The organism is Paraferrimonas sedimenticola (assembly GCF_002282855.1).
GTDB lineage: Bacteria > Pseudomonadota > Gammaproteobacteria > Enterobacterales > Shewanellaceae > Paraferrimonas > Paraferrimonas sedimenticola.
In genome coordinates this window covers 223,264-239,041 of sequence record NZ_NRIR01000006.1, presented here as the reverse complement: position 1 = coordinate 239,041, position 15,778 = coordinate 223,264, and the positions used below count along the sequence as shown (strand labels likewise).

Annotated in this window: 9 protein-coding genes; 5 read left to right on the top strand and 4 right to left on the bottom strand. The window is 51.7% G+C overall.

Annotated features, from left to right (window positions below):
- Positions 1-96 precede the first annotated feature (96 nt).
- From CLC93_RS12155 to CLC93_RS12140, 4 genes are all read right to left on the bottom strand, one after another.
- Positions 97-3,141: an efflux RND transporter permease subunit gene (locus CLC93_RS12155; protein ID WP_095506316.1), complete on the bottom strand. Its 3,045-nt coding sequence runs from the start codon at positions 3,139-3,141 to the stop codon at positions 97-99.
- 24 nt (positions 3,142-3,165) lie between these two features.
- Positions 3,166-6,387 carry an efflux RND transporter permease subunit gene (locus CLC93_RS12150; protein WP_095506238.1) on the bottom strand — a complete coding sequence of 1,074 codons (3,222 nt, stop codon included), beginning with the start codon at positions 6,385-6,387 and terminating at the stop codon, positions 3,166-3,168.
- Positions 6,388-6,399: 12 nt separating this feature from the next.
- A complete protein-coding gene (locus CLC93_RS12145) occupies positions 6,400-7,473 on the bottom strand; it encodes an efflux RND transporter periplasmic adaptor subunit (protein WP_095506237.1) in 1,074 nt (357 codons plus the stop codon).
- A gap of 366 nt (positions 7,474-7,839) precedes the next feature.
- Positions 7,840-9,135 carry a citrate synthase gene (locus CLC93_RS12140; protein ID WP_095506236.1) on the bottom strand — a complete coding sequence of 432 codons (1,296 nt, stop codon included), beginning with the start codon at positions 9,133-9,135 and terminating at the stop codon, positions 7,840-7,842.
- Between the two features lie 453 nt (positions 9,136-9,588).
- Here CLC93_RS12140 and sdhC point away from each other — a divergent pair, with 453 nt between their 5' ends.
- The 5 genes from sdhC to sucA all read left to right on the top strand — a co-directional run bounded on the left by sdhC (position 9,589) and on the right by sucA (position 15,778).
- Positions 9,589-10,020 (top strand): succinate dehydrogenase, cytochrome b556 subunit, encoded by a 432-nt coding sequence (sdhC, locus tag CLC93_RS12135; protein ID WP_095506235.1) that lies wholly within the window; start codon positions 9,589-9,591, stop codon positions 10,018-10,020.
- Complete coding sequence (gene sdhD, locus CLC93_RS12130; protein WP_095506234.1) at positions 10,014-10,361, top strand: succinate dehydrogenase, hydrophobic membrane anchor protein; 348 nt, start codon at positions 10,014-10,016, stop codon at positions 10,359-10,361. Before sdhC ends, sdhD begins: the two co-directional genes overlap by 7 nt.
- The gene (gene sdhA, locus CLC93_RS12125; protein WP_095506233.1) at positions 10,362-12,128 is read left to right on the top strand and encodes a succinate dehydrogenase flavoprotein subunit; all 1,767 of its coding nucleotides are present in this window, start codon (positions 10,362-10,364) and stop codon (positions 12,126-12,128) included.
- A 13-nt stretch (positions 12,129-12,141) separates the two neighbouring features.
- Positions 12,142-12,849 (top strand): succinate dehydrogenase iron-sulfur subunit, encoded by a 708-nt coding sequence (locus CLC93_RS12120; protein WP_095506232.1) that lies wholly within the window; start codon positions 12,142-12,144, stop codon positions 12,847-12,849.
- 112 nt (positions 12,850-12,961) lie between these two features.
- Entirely contained in the window at positions 12,962-15,778 is a 2,817-nt protein-coding gene (sucA, locus tag CLC93_RS12115; RefSeq protein ID WP_095506231.1) for a 2-oxoglutarate dehydrogenase E1 component, read from the top strand.

The window sequence follows — 15,778 nt, the reverse complement described above, 5'->3', positions numbered from 1 at the left end:
TTGTTGATTTTATGTTAACAGCTATTACGCATACGCCAAGGTTTTGGATGAAACTGAGATAAAAAAAGCCGGTCGATTCGACCGGCAAGGTTGGAATTAGTTGGGAATCCAGGGCAACCAGCGCTGACTGATTTTGTGGCTGCGGCCCAATTGCACCGCTGAGCGGAAGCGAACTCGAATCAGTCCCTGATAGCAAAGGGGAACTAGGTACAAGCTAGTCACGGTTGAGAACAGCAAACCACCGATAATGGCAATCGCCATAGGGCCATAAGGAGGGCCACCTCCGCCAATTTGCGTATCGCCCATGGCCAGAGGTAGCAGTCCAAGTACAGTGGTCGCGACTGTCATCAGCACTGGGCGAATTCGAGTCAAACAGACTTTGGTTACTACATCGGACAGTTCTTCTTGGGTGGGGGACATTTGATTGATTTGATCCACCAATACAATGCCGTTGTTCACCACAATCCCGAGTAAAACCAGAATCCCAATCATGGCCATTACCGACATGGATGTGCCGGTAAACAACAAGGCCCAGAACACACCAGTAATTGAGAACAGAATCGAGGTAATGATGGCGGTGGGTAATAATAAGGACTCAAACAGAGCGGCCATCACGATGTAAATCATGGCAATCGCCAGGATCATATTAATGATCATCACTTGCTGCTCTTCGTCCTGGCGCTGGAAGCCACCGCCCATCTTGTAGCCGTAGCCGTCGTCGTATTCCAAATTGTCCATTAGCTGACGCAGGGTCTTGCCAGCCGCTTCAATGGTGACGCCATCTTCAAGGTTGGCACCAATGGTAAGCGCGGTTTGACGGTCGATGTGACGCACATTCTCTAGGCGAGGGCGCTCAACCAGTTCGGCCACCGAATCCAGTGGCAGTATGCGCCCATCCACTCGCGCTACCGGCAGGGTCTTAAGCAGCTCAAGACTGTTGCGCCATTGATGCTGATAGCTAAGCTCGAAGCGCAGTTCGCCACTGGCGTCATGGCGGTAACTGCGAAGCGGCGTGCCCCGCAGCGCGGTTTGTACCGTACGAGCTATGTCTTCGCTATTTAGGCCCAGTCGGTTGATGTGGTCGCGCTTAAAGCGGATCACCAGTTCGTTTTGCTCGCCGTTGGCTTCAGAGCGGACGTCAGTAAAGCCCTCTAAGCTTTCAATCATAGGTACGATTTGCTCGGCCATTTCCATCAAACGGGTGGTGGAGCGGCCGGTGAGAGTGACTCGAATGCCTGAATTTTCATTGCCACGCCAGCCAAACTGAGGGTTGGCAATGGCGAACTTAGGAAAACCTTCACGGATTTTCTTTTTAATCACATCCATGTCCAAGTCGTGGCTTTCTGGGTAGATAAGGGTCGACTCGGCGCGCCAAGGGGCGTAGAAACTGTACACAGACTCAAAGCCAAACTCTTGTTTGTTGGCAAACAAGTAAGCTTCCATTTCGTTGACTAAGGCTTCGGTCACCGCCATCGAGTGGCGACCTTCCACGTTGTAGTTGATGAACAAACGCACCTTCTCATTGTTGTCCGACTGGTCTTGCTGAACCATAGACAGCGGCAGGGCAGTTGAGGCTAGGATCACTACAGCGATGACAGTCGACCAACGAGGATGGGTCAAACACCAGTTCAACGAACGGCGATAACCTCGGTACAAACGACCGTCTTGGGTTTTGGGTTTGGAAGTAATGTGGAACTTCTTCAGCATCAGCGGCAGCAAGGTGCGAGCCACCAGTAACGAAGCGCCTAGCGAAATACAAATGGAAATCGCTACGTGCTCTAAGAACACGGTCAGTTCGTTCTTGGTACCAAAGATGTTGGGCAGAAACACAATCGCTGTAGTTAGGGTACCGGCAAGAACCGCCAAACTGACATTGTTCACGCCCTTTTGAATCGCATCGCTTTCGCCTTTTTGTTGTTCCTGAAGAATACTCTCGGTGATAACCACAGCGTTATCGATCAGCATACCAATGGCGAGCAACAATCCCATCATCGACAAAATGTTTAGGGTGTAGCCCAATAGGTACATAGCGCCTAGCGTAATCGCTATCGACACAGGTACACAGGTGACCACAACTAGCGTCATGCGGAAGTTGCGCAAGAATAAATAAAGTACGAAGAAAGACAAGAAGGCACCGAGTAACCCCGCTAAAGTTAGGTCCCGAATCGAAGCTTTCACGCTTTTCGCCTGATCTTCCATCACGTACATTTTGATGCCGTTAAACTGAGGATTCGCTTTTACCTCGTCCACCACTTTTAGGACTCGGTCAGCCACTTCGACGAGATTGGCGCCAGACTCTTTAAAGATGTTCAGTCCAACCGCGTAGTTGCCATCCAAGTGGCGACGTTCGCGGTTTTCGGGCAGTTGAAAACCGATATCGGCGATATCACCCAAGGTTAGCCCCGGCGCAATCACGTAGGCTTGAATCTCCTCAATGCTGCGAAACTCCCCTTGCGGGTTTAGGTTTAGCACCTGTCCTGGGCGACGAATTAGGCCGCCGGCTAGAACAAAGTTCTCACGAGCCAGTTGTTGCTGGAGCTGGGTTAAAGACAGGCCAGAAGCAGACAGGCGATCGGCGTTTACTCGAATCTCAACTTGCTTCTTGTTAACCCCGTAGAGCTCAACCTTGGAGACCCCCTGAACCCGCTCAAGGGGACGCTTTAGTTGTTTGTCCAACAAATCGTAAGCGTTGGACAGCTCGCGCTCTGAAGAGATCCGCAGGGTTAGAATTGACATGTCTTCGGTAGAGAACTGACGCACGAATACTCGTTCCAGATCTCTGGGTAACAAATGACGCACTTCGTCGATTTTTTCGCGAGCCTCCAGGCTTTTGTTGGCAATCGACTCGCCCCATTTAAGGTTTAAATCGATAAAGGCACCGTCTTCGTTCGACCATGAGCGCATCTCTTGAACACCGCTCATTTGGGCCAGCGCTTCCTCCAGTATCTTGGTGACCTGGCGCTCGGTCTCAGCAGGGGTTGAGCCTTGATAGGGTGCCTGCACGAAAACCTTAGGGATCTCAATGCCCGGAAACATCTCCAGCGGCAGTAATTTGGCCGATACTAGTCCTAACAACAGCAGTGATAGGAAGGCCATCATGGTAGTCACTGGGCGTTTTAGTGCCAGCGAGGTCATGTCCAATTTGGTTTGACTCATGTCGGCCTCCTATCCGGCTTTGGCAAAGCGTTTGCGGTCAAAGCTGGCGTACAAGGCGGGGATCACCACCAAGGTCAGCAAAGTGGCAAACACCAATCCAAAGATAACTGTAATGGCCATCGGCGCGCGTACTTCACCGCCATCGCCGAGACCCAGCGCCATCGGCATCAAGCCCAAGGTGGTGGTCAAAGTGGTCATCATAATTGGGCGTAGGCGGCTTTCGGCGGCTTCGCGAATCGCCTCCAACCGCTGTTTGCCGCTAGCGCGCAGCTGATTGATTCGGTCCACCAGAACAATCGCGTTGTTCACCACAATACCGGCGAGCATGATAAGTCCGATAAACACCACCACGGACAGGTGGGTGCCCGTAATAAATAGCCCCAAGATACTGCCTGCGGCCGCCATCGGAATTGCAACCAAAATCAGTAGTGGGTGCAACAAGGATTCAAACTGGCTAGCCATCACTACGTAGACCAAGAATACCGCTAACAGCAGGGCAATCTGCAGCGAGCGGAACGAGCTTTCCATCTCTTCGTTCTGGCCGGCCACTTGCGCTTGAATGCTGTTAGGCAGGTCGACTTGCTCTAGTACCCATTGAGCTTCTTCAACCGCTTGCGATAGGTCGCCGAAGTTCAGGTTAGCGCTGACAATCGCGACGCGCTGTTGTGCGACACGATTGATTGCCGACGGGCCTTTGGCCAACTCCAAATCGGCGACGGCGCTCAGTGGCACCGGATAGGCGGCGTCTGGATTAATCAGCAACTGTTCCACGTCTTCCACCGAGTCGCGCTCGCTGAGTTGGCTGCGCACCAGGATATCAATCTTGCGATCGCGCACCGTGTATTGGCTGGCCACCTGACCACCGACGCGATTGGCGATTGCCGCGGCGACCGTTGGTGCATCCATACCCAAAGCGGCGAGACGAGCGTGGTCAAAGCGCACGGTCAATTCGGGCTGGCCATCGCGTAAGCTTGATTGCACGTCTGCGTAGCGAGGGCGTGCGGCTAGGGCGTCCACCAACTTCAACGAGGCGGCTTTTAATTGCTCTAGGTTGTAGCCGTTTAACTCGATTTCCAATGGGGTCTTGAAGGTAAACAGTTCGGGCTGTTTTACCTTGGACTCAAGTTCCGGCACTCGAGTGGCAGCCATGCGTACTTTTTGAGCCACCGCCGCATACTGCTCGGCGTCATTCAGTACCACGTGTAAGCGGCCCCAATGCTCACCAGCGCGATTGGAATCTGAGGTTAGCAGGCCACCTGAACCCGCCTGACTGTAGATGGTTTTAACACTGGCTTCGCCTTGAATACTGCTGGCTAGCTGACGTAGCACGTTATCGGTCTGGCTCACATCCGTACCAGGCGGTAGCTGAATTTCTACGTAAAATTCACCCTGATTCATGCGTGGAATTAACTCAACACCCAACTTAGGTAGCAGAGAGCCAATGCTCAGAGTGAAAATTAGCGCAATGGCTAGCGTCGCCCAATGAAAGCGCAACGCCGCGCCAATCATGGGTTTGTACAGCGACTCAAGCAGCCCATAAAGCCACTGAAAAGCAGCGGCGATCGGACGCATGATCAAACCGGTTAGCCAGGCGAAAAAGCGAGACAGCAAAAGCACCAGGGTCAGGATTTGCGCTGGGATCCAGTTAAACACTAGCCAAAATGGAAAGCTAAATACCGTGGCACTGGTTTGCTTGATGCGTCCCAAGCGAGTGGTTGGCTTAGCCTTTTCCGGCTTCTCCGGAGGCTCAGGCAGGGATTGGAAACCCGAACGCGAGGCCAGCATAGGAATCGCGGTTAACGCTACTAGCAAAGAGGCAATCAGCGCAAAGGCAACGGTGAGCGCTTGGTCGGAGAACAAGGCACCAGCCACGCCTTCGACAAAAATCAGCGGGACAAATACCGCCAGAGAGGTGAGGGTAGAGGCCACAATCGCGCCGCTCACTTCTGAGGTGCCTTTAACCGCCGCCGCCAAGCGAGACAGACCTTGTTGCTTGTAGCGGTCAATGTTCTCCAGCACCACAATGGCGTTATCCACGAGCAGACCCACGGCTAACGCTATGCCACCCAAGGACATGATATTCAGGCTGATGTTGGCGAAATACATCATGTTGAAGGTGGCGATCACCGAGAAGGGTATCGACAGAGAGATGATTAAGGTGGCGCGTACATCTCTTAGGAACAAATAGATGATGAGCATGGCCAACACACTGCCCATCAGAGCAGCACTAGTGACCTGACCCACGGCACTTTCAATGAACTCGGATTGGTCGTAGATCATGCCGACTTTTACTGGCAATTTACCTTGGTTTATCTGGCTCATTTTATCGCGCAGGCGTTGAGCGACCGCTACCGTGTTGGCATCGCCTTCCTTATAGATAGATAGCTCAACCGCTTCTTTACCGTTCAAACGCACCATGTCCGAGCGTTCTTTGTGTTCATCCAACACTTGGGCAATATCCCCAAGGCGAACCAGCTTAGTGTTGTCTTGATACACCACCACTTGGCGCAATTGCTCAAGATCGTCGAACTGATTGAGGGTTCGTACCAACAGCTCCTTGTCACCCTGAATCACCTTACCCGCGGAGACGTTCATGTTCTCTCGAGCGATACGGTTTTGAATGGCTTCGGCGCTGAGATTGAGCTGAGACAACTGCTGCTGATTGAGCACAATTTGAATTTCGCGCTCCAAACCACCTGAGAGGCGAACGGTGGCCACACCACCCACGGCTTCGAACTGACGTTTTAGCTCTTCGTCGGCAAGGGTGCGCAGAGTTTTGAGGTTTAAGCTCGAGCCTTCATCTGGCGTCAGAGCAAAGCGCACAATCGGGTCGAGGTTTGGGTTAAAGCGCAAAATCAGTGGCTTTTTGATGTCCAGCGGTAACTGCACCGTGTCCAGTTTCTCGCGAGTATCCAATATCGCCATGTCCATATTGGTGCCCCATTCGAACTCCAAGATGACATCGGACATACCGGCGCGAGAGACCGAGGAGATTTTGCGTAGGCCTTTAACCACACCCACGGATTCTTCGATGGGCTTAGCGACGAGTTGTTCGACTTCAACCGGCGCCGCGCCTGGGTATTGGCTGCGAATGGTGATGGTTGGGTAGCTCAAATCCGGTAGTAGCTTGACCGCTAGGCGGGAGAAACCCACCATGCCGAACAGGATAATGGCGACCATAAACATCCATACGGTGACCGGACGGTTCACCGAGGTTTTAATTAAGCTCATGATGTCACCCTGTTATTTTTGTGCGGTAGCTATGTCTAGCGGAGCAATAACTTCAACTTTGGCAGCGTCTTTGAGGTTGTGCTGGCCACGCACAATAATTTGGTCGTCCAGACTTAAGCCGTCGACAATCTCAATGCGGTTGTTTTCGCGATAACCGGTTTGCACCTGACGTCGCTCTACTTGCTTACCGTCCTCTCCCAATACAAAGATGGCTTTACCATTGTCTTGGTTAACCAGTGAGTTCACGGGCACTGTGATGACTTGCTCATGGGTGTCATATTTCAGCTGTACTCGAGCGAACATACCGGCTTTTAGTTCGTGCGACTGATTCGGTACTGCTAGGGTGACTTTAAAGGTACCACTGTTGGCATCTACTACAGGACTTATGCGCAACACGGTAGAATCAAAGCTTTTATCTTTACTGGCGGTGGGCTCGATTTTGGCGTGCTGACCCAAGCGTAAGTAATTGAGCTGTTGCTCGGGTAAGTAAACAATGCCGTGCAACTCAGACTCATTAACCACGTGGAATAATTGCTGATACTCGGTCGCCATGTTGCCCAGTTTCACCATACGCTTGGCCACCACGCCATCGATTGGCGAGCGAATTTGCGACTCTTCTACCTTCAAAGCGGCCAAGTCGCGATTGGCGATAGCGGCTTGCAGGTTGTACTCAAGCTTGGCCATGCTATCTCGGCTCAAAAACTGTTGGTTTTTAATTTTGCGCAGGCGGTTGAGCTCCTGCTCGATGATTTCCACTTCTGCCTGGGCGCGGTCTAGGTCGAACTTCTGGCGTTTGGCATCGACCGTGGCCAGCAATTGGCCCGCTTGAACTCGGTCACCTTCTTCTACGTGCAGACTCTCAACAATACCGGCCAAACGACTAACCACCATGGATTCTTGCGGGGCTTCTAAAGTGGCTGTGGTGCTGTAGTAAGAGGAAATATCGCCAAGGCTGACCTCGCTAATTTCTACTGGGATAAGAAATTCGTCTTCCTTCTTCTCTTCTGCGGTCTGCTGCTCTGCGTTGCAGCCAACCAATAAGGCACAGGCTAAGGCGAGTGAAGAAAGCGTCGCTAATGATTTCATGGCGTTTTCCTTAAGCGGCTTGTTTGCTACAAGCTGGGTATTGGTAATTATGGGGGAGCGCAACGACTTGCTCCGGGTTGGCCATTACATTGCAGACCCTGTGCCAGATAATATAACTGTATGGTTTTATTATGTTTTCAGCCTGCATTGAGAATTCTGCTTATCCAAAGTTCGCTACTTATTGGCGGAAATGTTCAATAGTTGGCGACTTTTATTAACCTTGTATTAGCATTTTATTAACGACCTTAGTTTAAACAGTTTGAGCACCACAAAAGGTTTAAAAACGTAAACAATTGTGAAGTCCTGTATCGCAGACGTAAAAAAAGCGCCCCTGAATAGGAGCGCTTTGTTTTGGTTTTCTGGAACTTAGCCTTTAGGGCGGTCCGACAGCGACAGGAAGTCGCGTTGGTCATAGCCAGTGTATAGCTGACGAGGACGGCCGATTTTATGTCCAGGCTGCTCTAGCATTTCTTTCCAGTGGGCAATCCAGCCAACTGTGCGAGACAGGGCAAAGATTACGGTGAACATGCTGGTCGGAATACCAATCGCCTTCATGATGATGCCCGAGTAGAAGTCCACGTTTGGATACAGCTTCTTCTCGATGAAGTAAGGGTCGTTCAGAGCGATTTGCTCAAGTTCCATGGCTACGTCGAGCAAAGGATCCTTGATGTTTAGCTCTTTCAATACTTCGTGGCACGACTCGCGCATTACTGTTGCGCGTGGGTCGAAGTTCTTATAAACGCGGTGACCGAAGCCCATGAGACGGAACGGGTCGTTCTTGTCTTTGGCGCGCTTGATGAACTCAGGAATACGATCCACTGAACCAATTTCTTCTAGCATCTCCAAGCAGGCTTCGTTAGCGCCACCGTGGGCAGGGCCCCAAAGTGAAGCGATACCCGCAGCGATACAGGCGAATGGGTTAGCACCGGATGAACCCGCTAGTCGCACGGTCGAGGTTGAAGCGTTTTGCTCGTGGTCTGCGTGCAGGATAAAGATGCGGTCCATGGCGCGCTCAACCACTGGGTTCACTTCGTAGTCTTCACAAGGAACAGAGAACATCATGTTCAGGAAGTTACCGGCGTAGCTCAGGCTGTTTTTCGGATATACGAAAGGTTGACCGATGGAGTACTTGTACGACATCGCCGCCAGCGTAGGCATCTTAGAAATCAAGCGGAACGCTGCGATAGAGCGGTGCGAGTCGATGTTGACGTCTAGTGAGTCGTGGTAGAAGGCCGATAGGGCACCCACTACACCACACATGATGGCCATCGGGTGAGCGTCGCGACGGAAGCCGCGGAAGAAGCTAACCAATTGCTCGTTTACCATGGTGTGCTCGCGCACCAGGCGCGCAAATTCTTGGTATTCGCTTTGATTTGGCAGTTCGCCGTGTAGCAGCAAGTAGCAAACGTCTAGATAGCTTGAGTTCTTGGCCAATTGATCAATGGGATAGCCGCGGTGCAGTAAAATGCCTTTGGCACCGTCGATGTAGGTGATCTTGGATTCACAAGATGCAGTGGCTAGGAAGCCTGGATCAAAAGTGAAGTGGCCCGTACCGCCAAGTTTGCTGATATCAACCACAGCGTGGCCAGCGGTTCCGTGTTTTACCGGTAGCTCGATGGATTGGTCGTTGGGCAGTTGCAGATTGGCCTTAAGTTCAGCCATATCTCTCTCCTTACTTCAATTGTACAGTGAGATATTTCTTATTTTTAAAGTAAAAATGGCTCGTCACACCTGGCGCTTATAACACTCTATTAACCCTATCTCGTTTGGGGTAACTGTGGTTGCGCTCTTGTTGGTGCGCTTACTTTACCGTTAATCAAGATCACATTTCAATTCATATGCGTGTTTAAATCGTTTGGATCAATCTAACAAAACTGTGATTTTCTAGCTGTAGAGCCTGTTACAGCTCCAACATTAAAAAAAATAATTTTAAAAACTGTGATGTTTGTATTTGACTTTGTGCGATTGTATACTTGCTGCGTGTTGCTTTCCGAGCGGTTTTAACGGTTAAAAATCACACTGTTATTACGGAGTTGTTGAACGCATTTTAGCTTGTTTTAACCACTTGTATTGCCTCACTTTTTTTTACTTAGCTTTGCCAAATATAAGCAAAATATGGTGAAAGCTGCTCTAACAATAACAAAATGCTCAAAGGAGCTGAGTGAGCAACTTGTGAAAAAGCAAAGACCCGTTCATCTGAACCTGCAGACCATTCGCTTTCCCGCGACGGCCATTGCATCCATCCTGCACCGCGTATCCGGTGTCATCATGTTCTTCGCCATTGGCGTGCTGTTGTGGCTATTGAATCTGAGCCTAGATTCCGCAGATAGCTTCGCTGAATTGCAACAATGCCTGACTTCTCCCTTCGCTAAGTTCGTGCTGTGGGGAATAGTCACCGCCTTGATCTATCACCTACTTGCCGGTATTCGCCATTTGATCATGGACGCTGGCTACTGGGAAGAAATGTCATCAGGCCTGTTGTCCGCTAAGGTCACCTTCGCTGTGGCCGCCGTCCTATCTGCATCCATGGGAGTTTGGTTATGGTAACTAATGCCGCCAGTTTTGGACGCTCGGGCGTTCATGATTTCATCCTTATTCGCGCTAGCGCCGTGGTGCTGGCCTGTTATTCCATCTTCATGTTGGTGTTTGTGGTAAGCACGCCGCAACTGACCTTCGATATTTGGCAAGGTCTGTTTGCCACACTGCCAATGAAGGTGTTCACCCTGGTTACCCTGATTGCGCTACTGATCCACGCCTGGATCGGTATCTGGCAGGTATTGACCGACTACGTCAAAGCGCATGTGCTGCGCGGCGTACTGCAATTCTTGTTTGTAGTAGCGGCCTTTAGTTACTTGGTTGCTGGCTTTGTGATTGTGTGGGGTGTGTAAGTGAAAATCCAAGTTAGAGAATACGACGCCATCGTAATTGGCGCAGGCGGTGCGGGCATGCGCGCTGCTCTACAAATTTCAAAAGAAGGCAAAAGCTGTGCGCTGCTTTCTAAAGTCTTTCCTACCCGTTCTCACACAGTATCTGCCCAAGGCGGTATTACTGTCGCGCTGGGCAATGCTCACGAAGACAACTGGGAGTGGCATATGTACGACACGGTTAAAGGCTCCGATTACATCGGTGACCAAGACGCCATCGAGTACATGTGTAAAACCGGTCCAGAAGCGATTTTCGAACTAGAGAACATGGGTCTGCCTTTCTCGCGTTTTGAAGATGGTCGCGTTTACCAGCGTCCTTTCGGCGGTCAATCTAAGGCCTTTGGTGGCGAGCAAGCGGCTCGTACCGCAGCGGCTGCTGACCGTACTGGCCACGCGCTGCTGCATTGTCTGTACCAACAGAACGTTAAGAACCAAACCGAAGTCTTCTCCGAGTGGTATGCACTGGATTTGGTGAAGAATGACGACGGCGCGGTTGTTGGTGCGACGGCTATCGATATCGAAACCGGTGAAGTGGTTTACTTTAAAGCCAAAGCGACTGTGCTCGCCACAGGTGGTGCAGGGCGTATCTTTGCTTCGACCACAAACGCACACATCAACACTGGTGATGGTGTTGGCATGGCGGCTCGTGCTGGCATTCAACTGCAAGACATGGAAATGTGGCAGTTCCACCCAACCGGTATTGCCGGTGCCGGTGTGTTGGTAACCGAAGGTTGTCGTGGTGAAGGTGGTTACCTTCTCAACAAAGACGGCGAACGCTTCATGGAGCGTTACGCGCCAAACGCCAAAGACTTGGCCGGTCGCGACGTGGTTGCTCGCTCTATGATGACCGAAATCCGCGAAGGTCGCGGCTGCGACGGTCCATGGGGCCCACACATCAAGCTGAAACTAGACCACTTGGGTAAAGAAGTACTAGAAAGCCGTTTGCCAGGCATCTGCGAACTATCGCGTACCTTTGCGCACGTAGACCCAGTGGAAGAGCCAATTCCAGTTATCCCAACCTGTCACTACCAAATGGGCGGTATTCCGACCAAGTGGACCGGTCAGGTGGTGAACATGGATGAGAACGGCAATGACTACGACATCCACGGTCTTTTGGCTGTCGGTGAAATTGCTTGTGTATCGGTGCACGGTGCTAACCGCCTTGGCGGTAACAGCCTGTTGGATTTGGTGGTATTTGGTCGCGCGGCGGGTAAGCACCTCGGCGAAACTCTAGATAGCATTCCAGAGCCGAAAGAAGCCACCCAAGCCAACTTGGATGCCGCACTTGAGCGCTACAACCGTTGGGAAAACAACAAAGACGGTGAAGATCCAACCCAAATCCGCAAAGACCTACAAATGTGTATGCAGCTGAACTTCTCGGTATTCCGTACCGGTGAAGCCATGGCCGAAGGTCTGGAAGAACTCAAGAAAATTCGCGAGCGTTTGGCCAATGCCAAGCTGTCGGATAACTCAGCCGAGTTCAACACTCAGCGCATCGAGTGTCTGGAGCTAGACAACCTAATGTCGACTGCGATTGCTACCGCTTATGCGGCTAACTACCGCACCGAAAGCCGTGGTGCTCACAGTCGTGAAGACTTCCTAGAGCGCGACGATGAGAACTGGTTGTGTCACAGCATCTTCGACCCAGTCTCTGAGAGCATGCAAAAGCGCGAGGTCAACATGACCCCAGTCACTCGTGAAGCCTTCCCACCGAAGAAGCGTACTTATTAAGGAGTTGTCGATAATGAATGTTAATGTTGCGATTTATCGCTACAACCCGGACGTAGATACTAAGCCACGGATGCAAGACTACCAGCTGGATATTCCAGAGGGTTCTGATTTGATGGTGCTAGACGTACTGATGCTGCTAAAAGAGCAGGATTCGACGCTGGTTTTCCGTCGCTCATGTCGCGAAGGGGTTTGCGGCTCGGATGGTTTGAACATGAACGGCACCAATGGCCTAGCGTGTATCACTCCGCTATCCACTTTCAAAGGCAAGAAGCTAGAGATTCGTCCACTGCCTGGGATGCCGGTTGTGCGCGATTTAGTGGTCGATTTGACTCAGTTCTACAAGCAGTACGAAAAGATTAAGCCGTACTTGATCAACGATGGCCGCCAGCCTGCGCGCGAGCATTTGCAATCGCCTGAGCAGCGCGAGCATCTTGACGGTTTGTACGAGTGCATCATGTGTGCTTGTTGTTCAAGCGCGTGTCCGTCGTTCTGGTGGAATCCAGACAAGTTTGTCGGTCCTAGCGGCCTGTTGCACGCCTATCGTTTCCTTATCGATAGTCGCGATACCGCCACCGATGAGCGCTTGGCTGAACTGGACGACGCCTTTAGCGTTTTCCGCTGCCACAGCATCATGAATTGCGTTAATGTTTGCCCGAAAGGACTCAACCCAACTAAGGCAATTGGTCACATTAAATCCATGCTTTTACAGCGTGCGGTTTAACGATTTGCAAAATAGCAAAAAATAGCGGATCTCCCTCTAGGAAAACTAGGGGGAGTTCTGTAAAGTCGGTCACACAAATGCCGACAATAAGAAGTAGCTCAAGGGAGACTAAATGCAGCAAGGCAGCATGAAGGCTTGGCTAGATTCTTCCCACCTGGGAGGCAACAGCGCCTCTTATGTTGAAGAAATGTACGAAGCCTACTTAGAAGACCCACAGTCGGTGTCATCCGACTGGTTGGCTGTTTTCGAATCCTTACCTCAGTTTCAAGATCTTCAAGACACTCCCCATTCCAAAGTCCGCGATTACTTTAAAAGTTTAGCTAGTGACAGCCAGCACCAGCGCGCCGTGCGCGTTAGCGACCCTGAAACCGATGCTAAGCAGGTTAAAGTGCTGCAGTTGATTAATGCCCATCGTTTCCGTGGCCATCAGCACGCTAACCTGGACCCATTGGAATTGTGGAAGCGCGATACGGTTTCTGAATTAGACCCAGCTTTTCACGGTCTGACCGACGCCGATATGGAACGCGAATTCAATACTGGTTCTTTTGCTTACGGTGGCGACACCATGAAGCTAAAAGAGCTGGTTTCTGCGCTCAAGCAAACCTACTGTGGTTCGATTGGTGCAGAGTACATGCACATCACCGACACCGAAGAGAAACGTTGGATCCAAAACCGCTTGGAGCCAGCCTTAGGCCGCGCTCAATTCGACGCGGATAAACAGCGCCAAATTCTCGAAGGTTTGAACGCCGCTGAGGGCATGGAGAAGTACTTAGGTGCCAAGTTCCCGGGTGCCAAGCGTTTCTCCCTCGAGGGTGGCGACTCGCTTATTCCTATGATGCGCGAGCTGATATATCGCGCCGGTGAGTCGGGTACTAAAGAAGTGGTTGTGGGCATGGCGCACCGCGGCCGCCTCAACGTACTTATCAATATTCTGGGTAAGAAACCGGGCGACTTGTTTGACGAGTTTGCCGGTAAGCAAGACGAGTCACTAGGCTCGGGCGACGTGAAATACCACCAAGGCTTCTCTTCGGACTTTGCCACCCCAGGCGGTAATGTTCACTTAGCCTTGGCGTTTAACCCGTCTCACTTGGAAATCGTCAATCCTGTGGTCATGGGTTCGGTACGCGCCCGCCAAGACCGTCGCGGCTGTGACAATGGCCAGCAAGTGATGCCCATCACGATTCACGGTGACTCGGCGATTGCCGGGCAGGGCGTGGTGCAAGAGACCTTTAACATGTCGCAAGCGCGCGGCTTTAAGGTTGGCGGTAGCATTCGCATCGTGGTTAACAACCAAGTGGGCTTCACCACTTCGAATCCGATGGATACCCGCTCGACTCCTTACTGTACTGATATTGCCAAGATGGTTCAGGCACCGATTTTCCACGTGAATTCGGATGACCCAGAAGCCGTGGCTTACGTAGCGCAACTGGCGGTGGATTATCGCAACCAGTTTAAGCGCGACGTAGTGATTGACTTGGTCTGTTACCGTCGTCACGGTCACAACGAAGCGGACGAGCCAAATGCGACTCAGCCGTTGATGTACCAGAAGATTAAAAAGCACCCAACCACTCGCAAGTTGTACGCCGACCGTTTGATTGCCAAAGGTGGTATCGAAGCGGCCTCTGTAACCGAGATGATCAACCACTACCGAGATGCGCTAGATAAAGGCGAGTGCGTGGTGGAAGAGTGGCGTCCAATGACCGAGCATTCGGTGGACTGGACGCCGTACTTAGATCATCAGTGGGATGACGAGTATCCGGCGCAGATCGACCGCGATAAGCTGAATTCGCTTACCGAAAAGATGTGCGACATTCCCGAGGGCTACAAGGTCCAAAGTCGTGTAGCGAAAATCTACAAAGACCGTCAATCCATGGCCGCTGGCGACAAAAAAGTCGACTGGGGTTTTGCCGAGACTCTGGCATACGCCACCTTGCTGGACTCGGGTCATCGCGTGCGTTTGACTGGGCAGGACTCAGGGCGTGGTACTTTCTTCCACCGCCATGCGGTACTGCACAACCAGCAAGACGCCACTGCTTACATGCCATTGCGCAACTTGTCCGAAGAGCAAGGCCCAATCGACATTACCGACTCTGTGCTGTCAGAAGCTGCAGTAATGGCATTCGAATACGGCTATGCCACTGCCGAGCCTAAGGGCTTAACCATTTGGGAAGCGCAATTTGGTGACTTTGCCAACTGTGCTCAGGTGGTTGTGGATCAGTTCTTGTCATCGGGTGAAGCTAAGTGGGGCCGTTTGTGCGGTTTGACTTTGCTACTGCCACACGGCTACGAAGGCCAAGGACCAGAGCACTCCAGTGCGCGTCTAGAGCGTTATCTACAGCTGTGTGCGGATCACAATATGCAAGTGTGTATTCCATCAACCCCAGCGCAGGTTTACCACATGCTGCGCCGTCAGGTGGTGCGCCCGATGCGCCGTCCGCTAGTAGTCATGTCGCCTAAGTCATTACTGCGCCACCCAATGGCGGTATCTAGCTTAGAAGAGTTGGCCGACGGCCAGTTCCACAACGCCATTGGCGAAGTGGACGAGCTAGACCCGAAAGCGGTTAAGCGCGTGGTGTTCTGTAGCGGTAAGGTGTACTACGACCTGCTAGACGCTCGTCGCAAAGCCGAAAAGAACGACGTGGCGATTGTGCGTATCGAACAGTTGTATCCATTCCCGCACGAGGAAGTGGCAGCCATTCTAAAAGACTACGCCCACGTTGAAGATTTCGTTTGGTGTCAGGAAGAACCGCAAAACCAAGGCGCTTGGTACTGCTCGCAGCACCACTTCCACATTGCGATTCCAAAAGGCGCCAGCCTAAGTTATGCCGGCCGTTCTGCGTCGGCCAGCCCAGCGGTTGGTTACCCATCGCTGCACATGCAACAACAACAAGACCTGGTCAGTAGCGCCTTGGGCTTGGACAAAGAATAA

Excerpts from the sequence above, each read along its gene's own strand:
- CLC93_RS12145 (WP_095506237.1), bottom strand. The coding sequence starts at position 7,473 with ATGAAATCATTAGCGACGCTTTCTTCACTCGCCTTAGCCTGTGCCTTA.
- CLC93_RS12150 (WP_095506238.1), bottom strand. The coding sequence starts at position 6,387 with ATGAGCTTAATTAAAACCTCGGTGAACCGTCCGGTCACCGTATGGATG.
- CLC93_RS12120 (WP_095506232.1), top strand. The coding sequence starts at position 12,142 with ATGAATGTTAATGTTGCGATTTATCGCTACAACCCGGACGTAGATACT.
- CLC93_RS12140 (WP_095506236.1), bottom strand. The coding sequence starts at position 9,135 with ATGGCTGAACTTAAGGCCAATCTGCAACTGCCCAACGACCAATCCATC.
- sucA (WP_095506231.1), top strand. The coding sequence starts at position 12,962 with ATGCAGCAAGGCAGCATGAAGGCTTGGCTAGATTCTTCCCACCTGGGA.
- sdhD (WP_095506234.1), top strand. The coding sequence starts at position 10,014 with ATGGTAACTAATGCCGCCAGTTTTGGACGCTCGGGCGTTCATGATTTC.
- sdhC (WP_095506235.1), top strand. The coding sequence starts at position 9,589 with ATGGTGAAAGCTGCTCTAACAATAACAAAATGCTCAAAGGAGCTGAGT.